Raw genomic sequence first — 16980 nt, 5'->3', positions numbered from 1 at the left:
CTTTCTAACCCCTTTACACTTCATTCATCCGTGCATTGTTAGCTTTTGACGTTTAAGCAGGTCTTGACGTGTAATCTCATCAGCATTATCTTTTTCATATTGCGCCCAACTTAAGAAAATACGGCCAATAATTACTACATAGACGATTTCTTGAATTACTTTCATTAAGATTCCACCTAGTTGCTGATCATAAAGTGTAGGCATGTCCGTAAACAGCTCAGGACCTGATATACCTAAACCTGACAGCCCGGCAAGTGTTGAGCTCGGTACACATAATGCCATCGCTTGTAACCACGCCTCGCCGCTCGTATACGTTTCATAGACAGGTACATCTACAAAAATGATTAAAGAACATGCAGGTGTTATCAATAGTGCACTCAGAATAACATATCCAATCTTTTTCAAACCGTGAAGCTGTGGCTGCCCTTTAACCGTATTCACTACTGGCCACCATAAGAAAATGGCTGAAATGAAAAGAGTGACTGTGAAGATGGTGTGTAGCGGCAAACTCAATTTCACTTGATCCAATATCATTGGATAATGGTACATCGAAAACATTAATGTAAATACTAATAAACTAATGATTGGTTTCGTAAACAACATAAATACTTTATTAAAAACTTTTTTGGCCAATAACTTTTCCCATATCCAGTTTGGAATTCCTACAATAAAGAACGGTGCAACGATCAGTAGTAGCATTGCCATCTGAGCCATATGAACAGAGAATAAAATGTGGCCCATTAAATCCATTGGAGAACCTTTGACGATATATAATAAAACCATAGAAGCTAAAAAGTATATCATCTGACGTTTCGTAACGGGTTCAGAACCTTCAAAGCGATCTCTCCACTTAACGGTAATGAGGTAGTATAAAACGATGCCAAGTGCAATAGCTAGTAAAAAATAAGGACTCCATAAAGCCCGAAAACCAAAAATACTTAAAGGCAAAACAGTCACTCTCCTTTTGTAATGACGATCTGTATCCATGTGTAATGAAAGATTCTATGCTGCGGGATTTCCTTTGAGATTTATGAGTCATGGCACAGCAAATACCTAACAATAATCCACTCTTGTCTAATTATACGAGCATAGTTGCTAGAACTCAATGTACGAACTTTGACAATTTCGATTTTCAGATTGTAATGTACTGTTCTATTTGTATTGAAAGATTTGGCCAGTACCAAGTTTGTTGATTATCCAATAGAGGGAATGTGTTTTCTTATCATGGGGCAGAAAATGAGTGTACGTATGAGGATTCTCCCTACAGAACCGGACGCTTTCCTGAGGGGGCGCGGTGGACTCGCCAGAAATGCGTTGGCGATTACACCTGTCAAGTGCAAAGATGTGCTCCTTCTCGCTGCGCTTCACTCGCAAAAGCCGTCCTTCGCCACGGCTTTCCCTGAACCTCCAGGAGTCGCCGGTTCTTTCGGGAGAATCCTTGAGTTTTTGTCGGGAAACCAGTTGGTGTTCGTCCAGAAATAGAGTATGGTAAGTTCTGCTTCCTAAACAGTGTGGTGAAGCTTTGGATTTGCTGACTGAATGTATATAGGGTCATTTTTTCACTCAGTTCATCGAAACAGTCGTAGTAGCTAGCAACATTTCACCACTATCTAACTTCAAAAACGGTCAGATTATATCAGACAATTCTACTTGGTTTTCACTACCTACAAAGAGTGATCAACCTGTCTTGCCTATACAAAGTACGGCTTGGAGCTTACAGACGATCGACTCCGGGAGGATTAGGACGACAGGTGTAACCCGCAACGCACTATCGCGGGGTCCACCGCGTCCCCTCCGGAAAGCGTATCGTCTGGAAGCGCTAGCCGCAGGACTCTTCAAGTCAGCCTCACTCCATCTAATAAACGAACATGAAGTAGCAGACAAGCTTATGTAGTTTTCACTGCCTACAAAGAGGGATCAACACTCCATCTCACCAATACGCAAAAAAGAAGCCTATGGAATTATCCATAGGCTCCTTCTTATTCGCTTACCACCAAACGATCGTTACAAATGTCAGTGGGATCAAAAATCCTAACAACGCACCTGTAAACATAAACATTTGTGGAATGCCGTGTCCTTTTTCACTCATATGCATGAAGTAGTATAGTTGAAGACCAACTTGTACTGCAGCAAACAAAAAGAGTGTTGGAATGACAAAGAACTTTGAAAAGCCGACAACGTCAGATAGATGAGCTGCTACCATCGAAAACGAAATGAGAGTTAAGAAGATCATCAATGAAAACATTGTCACTTGGCTGCGCATAGCTTCTTTTGCGCGACGTTGCTGCAAAGATTGTTCAACTGGAGACCTTTTAATCATTTGAATTTCTGCCATCTTAACCGATCACTCCCATCAAGTAGACTACAGTGAAGATGAATACCCAAACTACGTCAATGAAGTGCCAGTATAGGGAAAATGTATAATACTTAGTAGCGTTATACAAGTTCAGACCACGCTTAGAGTTACGGAAGATTAGTAAAGTTACCCATACTAAACCGATCGCTACGTGGAAACCGTGTGTTCCTACTAATGTGAAGAATGAAGAACTAAACGCACTATTACTGAATGTAAATCCTTCTTGAACATAGTGAGAGAACTCATAAACTTCTAACATCAAGAATCCAAGTCCTAAAAATGCAGTTAAGGCTAACCATAGTTGCATCTTTTTAAAATTGTAACTTTTCAAGTGATACATTGCATACACACTTGTCAAAGAAGATGTCAATAATAACATCGTCATAACAAATACTAACGGTAACGTGTATAGTTCTTGTGTTGAGAAACCAAAGCCACTAGGACCTTTGTTTTTCAAAGCCATGTATGTTGCAAACAAAGTAGCGAAGAGAATTGTTTCTCCACCGAGGAAGAGCCAGAAACCAACGAACTTGTTTTTTGCTTCCAGTGTTGCTTTCTCTGGATGAGCAGGCCATGTCTCAGGGGTGAATTTAGTATTCAAATCCATTAGTCACGACCCCCTTTATTCTTTAAATCTTGTAGGATTTGCTCTTTTGTTACGTAGAACCCAAGGTCATCTTTCAATGAACGAGTAGCCATCATAACAAATGTAAATGCAAGACCGAAAATTAATACTGGAAGTCCCCAAGAAGTTTCTTGGTGGAACATTGCACCAAATCCTGCAATGAATAGTCCAAGAGACATAAGCATTGGGATAATTGAACCGTGAGGCATGTGAATATCCGTAATAGGCTCAGCAGGTGTAATCATTTCTTTACTGCCTTCCATTTTTTCAATCCATAGCGTATCTAAACCACGTACTAATGGTGTTGCAGCGAAGTTGTAGAATACTGGAGGTGATTCAATCGCCCACTCAAGTGTACGACCATCGCCCCAAGGGTCATTCCCAACACGCTCGTTTTTAACAGTTGTAATAATGATGTTGATCACCATTACGATAAAACCGATTGCCATTAAAATAGCACCAATTGTACTTACAAAGTTCGGCATATTCCAGCCCTGTCCGTCCATAAATGTCCAAACACGACGTGGCATTCCCCAGAAACCTAACCAGTGCTGAATTAGGAATGTTAAGTGGAAACCGATAAAGAAGAACACAAACGTAATTTTTCCTAAACCTTCATGAAGCATCGTACCGAACATTTTTGGCCACCAGTAGTGAAGTGCCGCAAAAATAGCTAGTACAACCCCACCGACGATTACGTAGTGGAAGTGAGCTACGATAAAGTAAGAATCGTGTAATTGGTAATCAAGTGGTGCAGCACCTTGCATAACTCCAGTAACCCCACCCATTACGAATGAAGGAATAAAACCTAGAGCATACAACATTGGAGTTGTAACTTTAATGCTACCGCCCCAAATTGTGAGCAACCAGTTAAAGATCTTAACACCTGTTGGTACCGCGATCGCCATAGTAGCTACCGCGAAAATTGCGTTCGCTGTCGGCCCAAGACCAACTGTAAACATATGGTGAGCCCAAACCATGAATCCTAAGAAACCGATTAATACTGTAGCGAAAACCATCGCTGTATAACCGAATAGACGCTTACGTGAGAATGTAGCGAAAATCTCAGAGAAAATACCGAATGCTGGTAAGATCAAGATATATACTTCAGGGTGACCGAAAATCCAGAAAATATGCTCCCAGATAATTGTGTTTCCGCCCATCGTATGGTCAAAGAAGTTACCGCTGAACATACGGTCAAATGTTAAGAAGAACAAACCGATAGTTAATGGTGGGAATGCGAATAGGATCATTGCAGATGCAACGAACGTAGTCCATGTAAATAATGGCATACGCATATATGTCATACCCGGTGCACGCATATTGATAATTGTAACAAGGAAGTTAATCCCTGCCATTAACGTACCACCACCAGCGATTTGCAAACCAATTGCATAGAAATCAATACCATGACCTGGCGAATGAAGCGATAAAGATGCATAAGAAGTCCAACCAGCATCTGGAACCTCACCGAAAAGCCATGAGATGTTTAAGAATAATCCACCAAATACGAACATCCAAAAACCTAATGAGTTAATGAACGGGAATGCTACGTCACGAGCTCCAATTTGAAGCGGTACGATAGCGTTCATAAAACCAAATAGAATCGGCATCGCTGCCAAGAATATCATGGTTGTTCCGTGCATCGTAATTAAATCATTGAAAAGACCTGCTGTTACGAGATCGTTGTTTGGCACCATCAACTGAAGACGAATGATCATCGCTTCAATACCACCTAGGACGAAGAAGAATAGTCCCCCAAGGAGATACAGAATTCCAATCTTCTTATGGTCGACTGTCGTCAGCCAATCCCAGAGTGTTGCGCCAAAGCCACTTTTTTGAGCAACTGAACTCACTGTGTTACCTCCTATTCAATTTCCGTATGAAAATTATTTTGCGACTTGTAAGCCTAATAAGTATTCAGCCAGTGCATCCAAATCTGCATCAGAAATCTGATCTTCACTGAATGAAGGCATTGTATTACCTGGTTTATGTTTCTGCGTGTCACGAATCCAATCTTTCAGGTTCTCTTCATCATGATCCAAGAATCCTGCTACGCGGTTACGATCACCAAATGTAGCTAAGTTCGGTCCTTTTGCGCCAGATTCACCTACACCGGAAACTGCGTGACATCCGATACAGCTTTGATTAAATACTTCTTCACCATCAGCATTAGCAACTACAGGATTATCTTGCGTTTCTTGCATAGCAACAACCCACTCGTCGAACTGTGCTCTTGGTAATGTTTTTACTTTAAAGTCCATTAATGCGTGAGAAGGTCCACATAGCTCAGCACATTTTCCGTAGAAAACACCGTCTTTTAAGCCTTCAGATTCTTTTTCGAATGAAAGATAAAACTTATTGACGTTTTCCACGTTCGTATCTAGCTTACCACCGACAGACGGAATCCAGAACGAATGTTTCACGTCTGCAGCAATCAAGTTGAAATACACTTTCTCATCTGTAGGTACAACTAGTTCCTGTGCTGTAACAATACCTAAGTCAGGATACTCGAATTCCCACCAATACAATTTTGCTGTTACATCTACTACCAGGTTTTCAGCATTCCCCTCATCATCTACTGCACCCATTGCTTTAACGTCGCCTAGTTTGTACGTGTAGTACACGGTCGGCACAGCAAGGATTAGGATTAATACGATTGGAATGAACGTCCAAACCAGCTCCAATACATGACTTCCCTCGACTTGCTCAGGCATATGATCTTCACCCAATTTGGAACGTCTGAAGCGTACTAGCGACACTGCGTAAATTGCTACTACAACAATGATGACTAGTAACATGATTCCTGAAGCTAACAGCAGCAAGTTGAACTGATCTTTAGCGACTTGTCCTGCTGGTTGGAAAGTAGAAATCTCTTCATTTCCACAACCCGCCAAGAACACTGCAAAAACCGCTAATAAAGAAAAGAGACGCCACTTTTTGAGTCCTTTAATCATCGCTAACTAATACCTCTCTTTCTAAAAAAATGTTTTTCTACTATGGAGGACTGTACCCCTCACTATGATGAATTCCTGTTTTAAAGAAAGAATTCCGAAATGTTAAATGAATATGGAGAAAATAATCATGGAGACAAATAAAATTGTCATGTAATTCAATGAATAGACAAACATTGAAGTAGCCCATTTCAAATCGTCTTTAGCTTTAAATCCTCTAAGTGCCAAATAAAGCCAACCAATATTCATAAAAGTTGCAAACACAACAAACCCGGTTCCGAGTTGTTGAAGCAAGAAAGGTAATGGGAATAATAACAATACCCACATAAGCATAGACTTTTTCGTCCGCTCAAATCCTTTTACTACAGGTAGCATCGGAATGTTTGCAGCCCGATACTCCTCTGTTCTTCGCATAGCCAGCGCATAAAAATGAGGTGGTTGCCATATGAACATAATTAAAAACAATGCCCACGCTCCCATTGGCAGTGTAGGATCTACCGCTGCCCATCCAATAAGTGGTGGTACAGCTCCAGAGATACTGCCTACTACTGTATTGCTGACGTGCTGACGCTTAGACCACATGGAGTACAGAACGACATAAGCCAAGACTCCAATAATCCCAAGCCACCCTGCAACAGCAGAAGCTGAAAACAGAAGAACTTCCCCTGCTATCAGGAAAGTGATAGCTAACGTCAGTACAGCGGGTGCTTTAAATCTTCCTGTTACTGTCGGCCTCGACTTCGTTCTCGACATGACGGGATCAATATCGCGATCAATCAAATTGTTTAACGCACCAGATGCCGCAATGATCAACCCTGTTCCCAAAATTGCAAATACCAATAGATCGAAGTTATGAAGAAAACTTTTGCCAGTGAATTGAAATGCCAAAAAAAGACCGGTGAACGTAGTAATCAAATTCGAATTGACGATACCAATTTTGATAAGCGCCAAAAAGTCTTTCCATAATGTAATCGTCTCCACTTTTGGATCTGCAACTGTCGAAAGTGTTCGACCGTTTGACATAATAACCCTCCTTTCAAAGTTCTCAACAAAGACCCTAACACCTACTATATCGAAATTCGTCAGTAATTTCTAGACCATTTCTGAATTAATAGCTGTTTCGTGCAACCTTTGCGTCTTTGACGTGCATCTTCTATATAGTAATGCATTTTGACTGGGCATTTGTGAAGTTAAAGAGGCTTTTTTATGAACAATTTGTGAAAAACCTTTTGTCTGAACGCTTTCTTCCCTCCTAGCATTGTGTTTCTACTTTTTTTTCGCTATCATAAAACATGCAATGCATGCCTAAAATAGATGGAATATGTATGCTTTTTGAGATAAACTCCAAGCTGCTATTCTTTAAATTTTCAGGCAAAATAACATGTAAATCGACTGTTTCTCAAAGTCATTTCATAGAAGAAGGTGTCTCACGATTGCGATATAATAGGTTCTTAAAATGGTTTGGTATTGCATCCACTATTGGTATGCTCGCTATTTTACTCGGTGGTGCTCTCGTCACAAAAACAGACAGCGGAATGGGATGCGGCAGACATTGGCCGGGATGCAATGGTCAGTTAATTCCAGACGAAATTACCGCAGAAGTACTCATTGAATTTTCGCATCGCCTAGTAACGGGCGGCGTAGGAATTTTCATTGTAATTCTCGCAGTTTGGTCTTGGAAAGCTCTCGGTCATGTTCGCGAAACTAAATTTTTGTCTTTTATGGCAGTATTCTTTTTAATTTTACAAGCATTAATTGGAGCGGCGCAGGTTTTATGGGGGCAAGGTGACTTCATACTAGCTCTTCATTTCGGTATTTCTTTAATTTCATTTGCTGCGGTTTTCTTACTAACGCTATTAGTTTTTGAAGTGGATAAGAAATTTGATTCGGATAAACTGAGAATTGATAAATCGCTTCGTTTCCATACAATTGGTGTAACGATTTATTCATACTTTGTCATTTATACAGGAGCGCTCGTCAGACATACCGATTCAGGACTAATTTGTGCTGATTGGCCGCTTTGTAGAAATAATGAATTTAGTTTACCACGCAATATGTATGAATGGATTCAAATGGGTCATCGTCTAGCAGCCGCTCTGATTTTCATATGGATTGCTTTTATCGCAATTAAAGCGATTAAAAATTATAAAGATCAGCGGGTCATTTACTGGGGATGGATCAGTGCATTTATATTAGTTTTGGCACAAGCAACTACGGGAATGATCGTTGTACTGACTAAATTGAATTTATATGTCGCTCTGTTGCACTCATTATTTGTGACATTATTATTCGGTCTATTGACATATTTAGTCCTTCTCGTATCACGCAGCCGTACAAAGCTTTAACCAGCACGATTCACTACACAAGCATATGAATATTTAAAACAGCTCCTGAAGCCTTAAAAAGCCTCAGGAGCTGTTTTTTAATGTTCTAATTCAATCAGTAAGTCGCCTGTCGAGATGGAATCTCCAGCACCTACGAATATCTCTTTTATGACTCCGTCAAAAGGAGCTTGGATTGTCGTTTCCATTTTCATTGCTTCTGTAATTAACAGATGCTCTCCGCGCTTCACTCGGGCACCAAGTGATACAGCAATCTGCAACACTGTACCCGGCATAGTAGCCGCGATATGAGATTCGTTAGTCGGATCCGCCTTAGGCTTTTTCACGTCTTTTGTTTCAATATGGAAATCTTGAATCACTACTTGACGAGATTGACCGTTTAGTTCGAAATAAAGTACTCGAGTACCGTTCGGATTCGGCTCTCCGATGGACACCAACTTGACGATAAGCGTCTTTCCTACTTCAATTTCGATTTCCACTTCCTCATCTAAACGCAGACCATATAAAAATTGTGGAGTATCAATGACAGATACGTCCCCAAATTGTTTCTTCGTTTCAATATACTCTTCGAATACTTTCGGATAGAGAACGTGAGCTAACACATCATGCATAGTAGCTTTTTTCTCCATTTTAACCGATAGTTTCTCCAGTACATCTTCAAAGTTGACTGGTTCTAAAAGCTCACCAGGTCGCACCGTTATGGCTTTACGACCTTTTAGAATAACTTCTTGCAACTCTTTCGGGAAACCGCCATAAGGTTGTCCAATCGATCCTTCAAAGAATTCAATAACCGATTCCGGGAAATCAATTGTATTACCTCTTGAGATCACTGTATGTTCATCGAGTTCGTTTTGAACCATGAATAATGCCATATCCCCCACTACTTTCGATGAAGGAGTCACTTTAACGATATCTCCAAATAAGAAGTTTACGCGGGAATACATCTTTTTAACTTCTTCCCAACGCTCACCGAGACCAACTGCCTTCGCCTGCTGTTGTAAATTAGAATACTGACCGCCCGGCATTTCATGGACATAAATTTCTGAATGCGGACTGTTCATTCCACTTTCAAACGGCTTGTAGTATTTACGGACGTCTTCCCAATAATGAGAAAGTTTTTCTAATGATTCCGTATTTGCACGAACGCTACGTTTATTATCCGCCATTGCATAAGCCAATGAGTTAGCTGACGGTTGAGACGTCATTCCTGCCATAGATCCAATGGCAGTATCCACAATGTCCACTCCTGCTTCGATCGCTTTTGCATACATGTAAATTCCATTGCCGCTCGTATCATGTGTATGAAGGTGAATCGGCATATCAGTCGTTGCTTTAAGTTCTGACACTAGACGGTAAGCTGCTTCTGGTTTCAAAAGACCCGCCATATCTTTTATCGCTAAAATATGAGCTCCTACTGATTCAAGTTCTTTTGCCATCTCTTTGTAATAATTAACTGTATACTTCGCACGATTATCATCTAAAATGTCGCCTGTATAACAAATCGTTGCTTCAGCAATTTTTCCAGATGCACGCGCCTCATCAATTGCTACTTCCATCCCTTTAATCCAGTTCAAGCTGTCGAAAATCCGGAACACATCAATCCCTGATGCCGCTGATTCTTTAATGAACTCACGAATAACGTTGTCTGGATAGTTTGTATACCCTACCGCATTCGCCCCTCTAAAGAGCATCTGGAAAAGAACATTCGGAATTTGTTCACGAAGTTTCTCAAGCCGATCCCAGGGACTTTCTTTTAAGAAGCGGTATGCTACGTCGAATGTCGCGCCTCCCCACATTTCAAATGAAAATAAATCAGGAAGTAAATGTGCGCTCTCTGTCGCAATCTGCGTCAACTCTTTCGTTCTCATACGCGTCGCCAACAATGACTGATGGGCATCCCGGAATGTAGTGTCTGTTAACAGTACATCTTCTTGATTCCTAACCCAATTAACTAATCCGTCAGCGCCTTGCTCATCTAATATTTGCTTTGTACCTTTTGGAAGCGTTGCCTTTTTATCGATGACAGGAATGCGCACAGGGTGTAAAACCGGACGCGTAGGATCATCAATACCAGGGAATCCGTTAATCGTAACGTTTCCTAGATAGGAAAGAATCTTCGTTCCTCTATCTTGTTTCTTCGCAAACGTGAAAAGTTCAGGCGTTTCATCGATAAAGCTTGTATTATACTCTCCGGATAAAAACTCTTTGTGGCACACTACATTTTCAAGAAACGGAATGTTTGTTTTAATCCCCCGAATTCTGAATTCCTTCAAATTTCTGTGCATTTTGCTCGCAGCATTGCCAAATGTCGTGCCCCATGTCGATACTTTCACTAATAAAGAATCGTAATAAGGGCTAATGACAGAACCTTGATATGCATTTCCTGTATCTAAACGGACACCAAAGCCTCCACCCGAACGATAGACTTGTAATTTTCCAGTGTCAGGCATGAAATCATGAAGCGGATCTTCTGTAGTTACTCGGGATTGAATTGCGTAACCGAACAACGGGATTTTCTGTTGTTCAGGAATATTCACTTTCTCAGAATGTAATCCCTCTCCAGCAGCAATAAGCACTTGAGATTGAACAATATCTATTCCAGTAATCATTTCTGTAATCGTATGTTCCACTTGAATACGCGGATTGACTTCGATGAAATAAAATTCATTGTCAGCCACTAAGAATTCTACAGTTCCAGCATTTCTATACTCTACATTTTTCGCTAACTTTACAGCAGCTTCACAAATAGCTGTCCGTAATTCTTCAGTCAATGAGAGAGAGGGTGCGATTTCTACTACTTTTTGATGTCGTCGCTGGATCGAACAATCACGCTCATACAAATGGACAATTTCACCATATGTATCACCCAGTATTTGCACTTCTATATGTTTAGGTTTATTAATATACTTTTCAACATATACTTCGTCCGAACCAAATGCCGATTTCGCTTCCGATTTGGCACGATCATATGCTTCTTGAACTTCTTCTGCTGATTCAACGATACGCATACCACGTCCGCCGCCACCTAATGAAGCTTTAATAATAATTGGATACTTGTTCTTTTCACCAAATTCCACTACTTCTTCGACAGATGTTACCGGTCCGTCACTTCCAGGGATGACAGGAATGTTCGCCGCCATCGCTTGTTCTCTAGCTTTTACTTTATCCCCGAACATTTCTAAATGTGTAGATGTCGGACCAATAAATATAATTCCTTCTTCTTCCAGTCGAGCTGCAAACTCTGCATTTTCTGCTAAAAAACCATATCCCGGATGAATCGCATCAACATGTGCTTTTTTAGCAATATCAATAATTCCTTCGATGTCCAAGTACGCATCGATTGGCTTTTTTCCTTCTCCTACTAAAAAAGATTGATCGGATTTATATCGATGCAGAGATCTACGGTCTTCTGCTGAATAAATACCTACTGTAGCTATACCTAATTCTGTACACGCTCGAAATACTCGGATCGCAATCTCACCGCGATTTGCGACCAAAACTTTCTTAATCTCTCTTCTCTCCAACAACAACACAATCCTCTCTACTTCATTTTTTCATACTTCACGAACATGGATACATTCATCAGTATACCAAGTGCAATGGATAGGAAAACGACAGATGTTCCACCATAGCTAATAAATGGTAACGTTACCCCCGTTAACGGAATTAATCCCGTTAAACCACCTAAATTTACTAATGTTTGAATAGCAATTAAACTTCCAACACCAGCTGCCAACATGCGAGCGTGTGCATCTTTCGTACGTAATGCGATGATAAATGCCCTAGCAACGATGAAAAAGAGTCCACCTAAAACAAGTGTTGTTCCGAATATACCTGTTTCTTCAGAAATTACAGCCATGATGACATCTGTATGTGGCTCTGGTAAATATCCTAACTTCTGAATAGAATTTCCAAGCCCCACCCCTTTCAAGCCACCTGCGCCAATCGCGATATATCCATTAACTATTTGCAGCCCAGATCCTCGTATATATTCAAATGGATCTGTGAAGGCAAGGAAACGTCCAACGCGCGACTCAGTCATGACATCTTCCCACTTTACCCATAAAAGCAGGCTGAGCGCAACCCCTAACACCGCAAAAAACCCACTAATTTTCAAATAATTCCTTATATTCATACCACTAGCTGCAATTACGGATACTGCAACTAGGAAAAGTATCATAGTCGCTCCAAAATCTGGTTCTAAAATAACTAAAAATAAAGATACAGTTAAAATGGAGAAGGTCGGGAATATAGTTGTTTTTATTTCATCTAATGTACCTGCGTAATATTTATTAGCAAACGCTCCAGAAAAGTAGACGATAAATGCAATCTTCGCAACTTCTGTCGGTTGCAAATTTCCTAGGCCGAATGGTAGAGAAATCCAGCTTTTCGCCCCTACATTGTCTCCAAAACCAACAATTTTCACTACTATTAATAATGCAAACATGACACCGAGTGTTATGTATAAAAACTTTTTATTTCGATAATGACGGTACGGTATAATGGCTGCTACTAAAAAAGCAGGTATAGCAATCGCTAGACTCTTTATTTGTTTAAAATAAAAGTATGCAGGATCATAATTATATCTATTCACAGCCCAAACCATACTCGCGCTATAAATCATAATAAGACCAAACAAACAAAGGAGTAAATAGACTGCAAATAATGGATAATCAAAGTTTCGTAGTATTCGATTTACATATGTCTTCATTTTTTTCGTACCTCGTCGTCCTAAATAAAAAACTCAAACCGCAAAAAAAGTTTGAGTCTTTCATTTATTTATTTGTATACAATTCATGCAAAATATTTAACTCTTTTTCCAATTTGGAAAGTATTTCACGGCCTTTTTCTTTCTCTACTAAACCGAGTTTCACAGCAAAGTCAATTTCACGGGATAAACCATACATTTGTGTGTCAAGTACTTCCTCATAAAGTGGACATTGCGGCATAGTTAAATTATCCATTTGAACCTTTATTAACTTTGCAATTTTTTCTGCGTCTATGTGCAGTTGTTGCATTGCTTGCTCTTTGTACGTATCTTGAACTTCTATATCCATGGAGACGCCCCCATTATTCATTATTCCCGCAAGGTGTTAATGACTAAATTGTATCTTTTGCTATTAAAAATTGCAAGTAATACCCGAGATAATCTTATAATGTAGAATGAAATCCTTTTCAGTTCTTACTTGAAACGTTATACTAAAAATAGTTACTACTGAAATTAAGGGGGAAGTATGTTGGAATTTATTATACCTATTACAGGAAACGTCAAACACTCGATTACTTTGGATCCTACTGTTTGGATTTTTGACGATCGCCGTATTGATTTAGACGTTTTTTTCACTGAAGATTTTATCGAAAAAGATGAAATGGAAGAATATAAAGAAAAAATGGGTAAGCATTGGTCAAGAGAGATTATGGAAGGCGCTACGTATCCACCTACTATTAAAAGCGAAAAAAGATACGAGAAAGATAAAATGCTGACAAGTAGCTTCGGTATGGTTATCGAGCCTTTTATACGAAATGCTGTTCCATCGGCTAACGCTAAAACTTTTACTCTCATTACAAAAGATGATGAAAAATACACGTATCCACTTGCAGAAGCAGCAAACATTCTATTTAAGTTCAGTCACAAAGGTAAACCGTTGAGAGAAGACGGACCTGTTCATGTGCTGTTTAAAGATGGCTCGAATCAAGATTCACCGATTCGTCATGTTCAAGCGATTCAAGTGGACTGAAGGAGATGAGCGCATGCGTGTTAAATGCGTATTATGCGATGAAATCAACCAATTGGAAGATGGAGATCCACTTGCTAAAAAATTACGTAATCGGCCGATTCACACGTATATGTGCCCTACGTGCAGAGAACGCATCGGCCGGCTAACCGATGAACGAGTAGCGACAGGAAACTTCATCTTCTATAGAAGTTCTCATTTGACTGAAAAAGACTTTTGATAAAAAATGGTTATACAATTTATAACGTTGGTGAACTAAAATCATCTCCCCTCATCTATGGAGAGAAGGTGATGGAATTCACTGACGTTATTTTCTTTTAAAAATAGAAAACAAGTGAAATTCCTTGTAGAATAAAAGTCGACCAAAACCATCATTCAGGGGAATTCACTTGTCTATTTCTAATGTTAATAAAGTATTGATGGATATTCAAAACGTACATATTATATTTGAAAGAGATTGTGTAAAAAAAGGCACTTACAAGGATCAATCTTGCAAATATAGCACTAGATTATTAACTTATACATCTCTACATTGCGAACGATACGGGATTGAAAATATCGAGTGCATGGTGTATAAAAATGGCGCGTAATTATGTCGAATCGCTCTCCTCTTACAAGCATTTAGCCGACTTATTTACTAGTAAAGAAACAGCGCTTTATATACAAAACTTGCGAACGCAAACGTTATTTGACAAAGAGCCTAAAAAAACAACTCTGTTGTCACTGGACAACAGAGTTGTTTTTATGTTCATTCATTCGACGTACTCGATAAATAATCAGAATAGCAGCTGCTACAATCAATCCTTCTACGATAGGAAGGAAGAACGCTAAAAATGTTAAAACCAAACATCCTATAAATAAAAATGTATAGATGACAACATTTCGCCAAAAACCGATCTTTCTCGCAAAGCCTAGTTTATACACAATAGCAGACATGATGAAAACGAGTGCAAACAGAATATAGCCGGCTATCGAAAAATTGGGCGCCAGTTCATAAACCATGCGCGCAATTCCCGACATCCGATTGTAGACCATTTCTGAATCTTCAACTCTCATTCCATACATTCCCTTCTATTAATTTTATTCACCAAGTTTTTTCTTTTTATTTACACGTTCACGTTCACTCTTGTCCAGTACTTTTTTACGCAAACGGATAGTCTGTGGAGTCACTTCACAATATTCGTCATCGCCGATATACTGAAGAGCCTCTTCAAGAGATAAAATACGTGGCTTTTTAGTCGTAACGGTTTGATCTTTTGTAGCAGAACGAACGTTAGTTGCATGCTTAACTTTAGTTAAGTTGATAGTTAAGTCACTGTCCCGATTACTTTCTCCTACAACCATTCCCGCATAAATTTCAGCCCCTGTTTCTACGAACATCGTTCCGCGGTCTTCTAGTTGCATTACACCGTAACCAGTAACTGTTCCATTCTCCATAGAGACTAAAACACCGTGTCTTCTTCCACCAATTTTACCTGTAGTAATCGGCTTGTACGTATCAAATGTATGGTTTAAGATACCATATCCACGAGTCAATGTTAGAAATTCAGTTGTATAACCGATTAAGCCGCGTGCTGGAACCAAGAAAATCAGACGTACTTGTCCATTGCCGTTATTGATCATGTCCAGCATTTCGCCTTTACGCTCACCAATTGACTCAATGATTGAACCTGTATGCTCTTCCGGCACGTCAATTTGCACACGCTCGAAAGGCTCACAACGCTTACCATCAATTTCTCGGATGATTACTTGTGGCTTAGACACTTGCAATTCAAAACCTTCACGGCGCATATTTTCAATTAAAATAGATAAGTGAAGCTCTCCACGCCCCGAAACAATCCATTCATCTGGAGAATCAGTCGGCTCTACACGAAGAGACACATCTGTTTCTAATTGCTGATCTAAGCGCTCTTGAATTTTCCGTGCAGTTACCCATTTACCTTCACGTCCTGCAAACGGACTATTGTTTACTAGGAAACGCATTTGGAGTGTAGGCTCATCAATATGAAGTTCCGGAAGTGCTTCTTGATGATTTGTCGGACAAACGGTTTCACCGACATCGATGTCCCCCATCCCCGAAACGGCTACTAAATCGCCAGCATACGCTTCTTCTACCTCTACTCTTTTCAATCCAAGGAAACCATATAATTTAGTGACACGTAAGTTTTTGACAGAACCATCACGTTTTAAGACGGCTACTTGTTCTCCAACTTTCATCGTCCCACGGAAAATACGTCCAATTCCGATACGGCCAACATAATCATTGTAGTCTAAAAGTGATACTTGGAACTGTAATGGCTCGTCACGATTGTCTACTGGTGCAGGGATATGTTCAAGAATGGCATCATACAGAACTCGTAATGTGTCTTCCTGTGTCGCTGGGTCTGGCGAAAGACTCGCAGTACCATTGAATCCTGAAGCATACACAACTGGGAATTCAAGTTGCTCGTCATTTGCATCTAGCTCGATGAATAATTCTAATACTTCATCTACTACTTCTTCAGGTCTAGCAAATTCCCGGTCAATTTTATTGACAACGACGATTGGCTTCAAATTCGTTTCCAAAGCTTTCTTCAACACAAAACGTGTTTGTGGCATACAGCCTTCGAATGAATCGACAACTAGTACAACACCGTCTACCATACGTAAAATTCTTTCTACTTCGCCACCGAAGTCCGCGTGACCTGGTGTATCCAAAATATTAATTTTGGTGTCATTATATTCAATAGCTGTATTTTTAGCTAAAATCGTAATTCCGCGTTCACGTTCTAATTCGTTTGAATCCATCGCACGGTCTTCAACATGTTCGTTTGATCGGAAAATTCCCGACTGTTTAAGTAATTGATCGACTAAAGTCGTTTTACCGTGGTCTACGTGGGCAATAATTGCAATATTTCTAAGATCTGTACGTTCGTTTGTCATTTTTTCACTCCGTTTATCTTTTTTCAGATGTTCAACTGTGTTATTA

At 39.9% G+C, this 16980-nt stretch carries 14 protein-coding genes; 3 read left to right on the top strand and 11 right to left on the bottom strand.

All coding sequences use genetic code 11. The annotated features are described in order from the left end of the window. Positions 1-24: 24 nt before the first annotated feature. From ctaG to cyoE, 6 genes are all read right to left on the bottom strand, one after another. A complete protein-coding gene (ctaG, locus tag DV702_RS02015) occupies positions 25-948 on the bottom strand; it encodes a cytochrome c oxidase assembly factor CtaG (protein WP_114923218.1) in 924 nt (307 codons plus the stop codon). A 1039-nt stretch (positions 949-1987) separates the two neighbouring features. Continuing rightward, the gene (locus DV702_RS02005; protein ID WP_114923216.1) at positions 1988-2335 is read right to left on the bottom strand and encodes a cytochrome C oxidase subunit IV family protein; all 348 of its coding nucleotides are present in this window, start codon (positions 2333-2335) and stop codon (positions 1988-1990) included. A gap of 1 nt (position 2336) precedes the next feature. Then, positions 2337-2963 (bottom strand): cytochrome c oxidase subunit 3, encoded by a 627-nt coding sequence (locus tag DV702_RS02000; protein ID WP_114923215.1) that lies wholly within the window; start codon positions 2961-2963, stop codon positions 2337-2339. Continuing rightward, positions 2963-4837, bottom strand: a complete 1875-nt coding sequence (locus DV702_RS01995; RefSeq protein ID WP_114923214.1) for a cytochrome c oxidase subunit I — start codon at positions 4835-4837, stop codon at positions 2963-2965. Before DV702_RS01995 ends, DV702_RS02000 begins: the two co-directional genes overlap by 1 nt. A gap of 33 nt (positions 4838-4870) precedes the next feature. Next, the gene (coxB, locus tag DV702_RS01990; protein ID WP_114923213.1) at positions 4871-5938 is read right to left on the bottom strand and encodes a cytochrome c oxidase subunit II; all 1068 of its coding nucleotides are present in this window, start codon (positions 5936-5938) and stop codon (positions 4871-4873) included. Between the two features lie 102 nt (positions 5939-6040). Then, a complete protein-coding gene (gene cyoE, locus DV702_RS01985) occupies positions 6041-6958 on the bottom strand; it encodes a heme o synthase (protein ID WP_114923212.1) in 918 nt (305 codons plus the stop codon). Between the two features lie 410 nt (positions 6959-7368). Between cyoE and DV702_RS01980 the strand changes: the two genes are divergently transcribed. After that, positions 7369-8280, top strand: coding sequence for a COX15/CtaA family protein (locus DV702_RS01980; RefSeq protein WP_114925804.1), 912 nt, complete (start codon positions 7369-7371; stop codon positions 8278-8280). A gap of 77 nt (positions 8281-8357) precedes the next feature. Here the strand turns inward: DV702_RS01980 and pyc are convergent, their stop codons facing one another. The 3 genes from pyc to DV702_RS01965 all read right to left on the bottom strand — a co-directional run bounded on the left by pyc (position 8358) and on the right by DV702_RS01965 (position 13334). Further along, positions 8358-11804: a pyruvate carboxylase gene (pyc, locus tag DV702_RS01975; RefSeq protein ID WP_114923211.1), complete on the bottom strand. Its 3447-nt coding sequence runs from the start codon at positions 11802-11804 to the stop codon at positions 8358-8360. 14 nt (positions 11805-11818) lie between these two features. Next, the gene (locus tag DV702_RS01970) at positions 11819-12988 is read right to left on the bottom strand and encodes an FtsW/RodA/SpoVE family cell cycle protein (protein WP_114923210.1); all 1170 of its coding nucleotides are present in this window, start codon (positions 12986-12988) and stop codon (positions 11819-11821) included. A gap of 64 nt (positions 12989-13052) precedes the next feature. Then, positions 13053-13334, bottom strand: a complete 282-nt coding sequence (locus DV702_RS01965; RefSeq protein ID WP_114923209.1) for an Fpa/YlaN family protein — start codon at positions 13332-13334, stop codon at positions 13053-13055. A gap of 180 nt (positions 13335-13514) precedes the next feature. Here DV702_RS01965 and DV702_RS01960 point away from each other — a divergent pair, with 180 nt between their 5' ends. Both DV702_RS01960 and DV702_RS01955 read left to right on the top strand, forming a co-directional pair. Next, positions 13515-14015, top strand: coding sequence for a peptidyl-prolyl cis-trans isomerase (locus DV702_RS01960; RefSeq protein WP_114923208.1), 501 nt, complete (start codon positions 13515-13517; stop codon positions 14013-14015). Positions 14016-14028: 13 nt separating this feature from the next. Further along, positions 14029-14232 carry a YlaI family protein gene (locus DV702_RS01955; RefSeq protein WP_114923207.1) on the top strand — a complete coding sequence of 68 codons (204 nt, stop codon included), beginning with the start codon at positions 14029-14031 and terminating at the stop codon, positions 14230-14232. Between the two features lie 500 nt (positions 14233-14732). Here DV702_RS01955 and DV702_RS01950 read toward each other — a convergent pair whose 3' ends face one another. Further along, positions 14733-15068: a YlaH-like family protein gene (locus DV702_RS01950; RefSeq protein ID WP_371682721.1), complete on the bottom strand. Its 336-nt coding sequence runs from the start codon at positions 15066-15068 to the stop codon at positions 14733-14735. Between the two features lie 24 nt (positions 15069-15092). Beyond that, complete coding sequence (typA, locus tag DV702_RS01945) at positions 15093-16934, bottom strand: translational GTPase TypA (protein ID WP_114923205.1); 1842 nt, start codon at positions 16932-16934, stop codon at positions 15093-15095. Between the last annotated feature and the right edge of the window lie 46 nt (positions 16935-16980).

It is taken from the genome of Sporosarcina sp. PTS2304, from assembly GCF_003351785.1.
Taxonomy (GTDB): domain Bacteria; phylum Bacillota; class Bacilli; order Bacillales_A; family Planococcaceae; genus Sporosarcina.
Note: the sequence above shows the minus strand (reverse complement) of the source record. Positions and strands in the feature narration are given on the sequence as shown.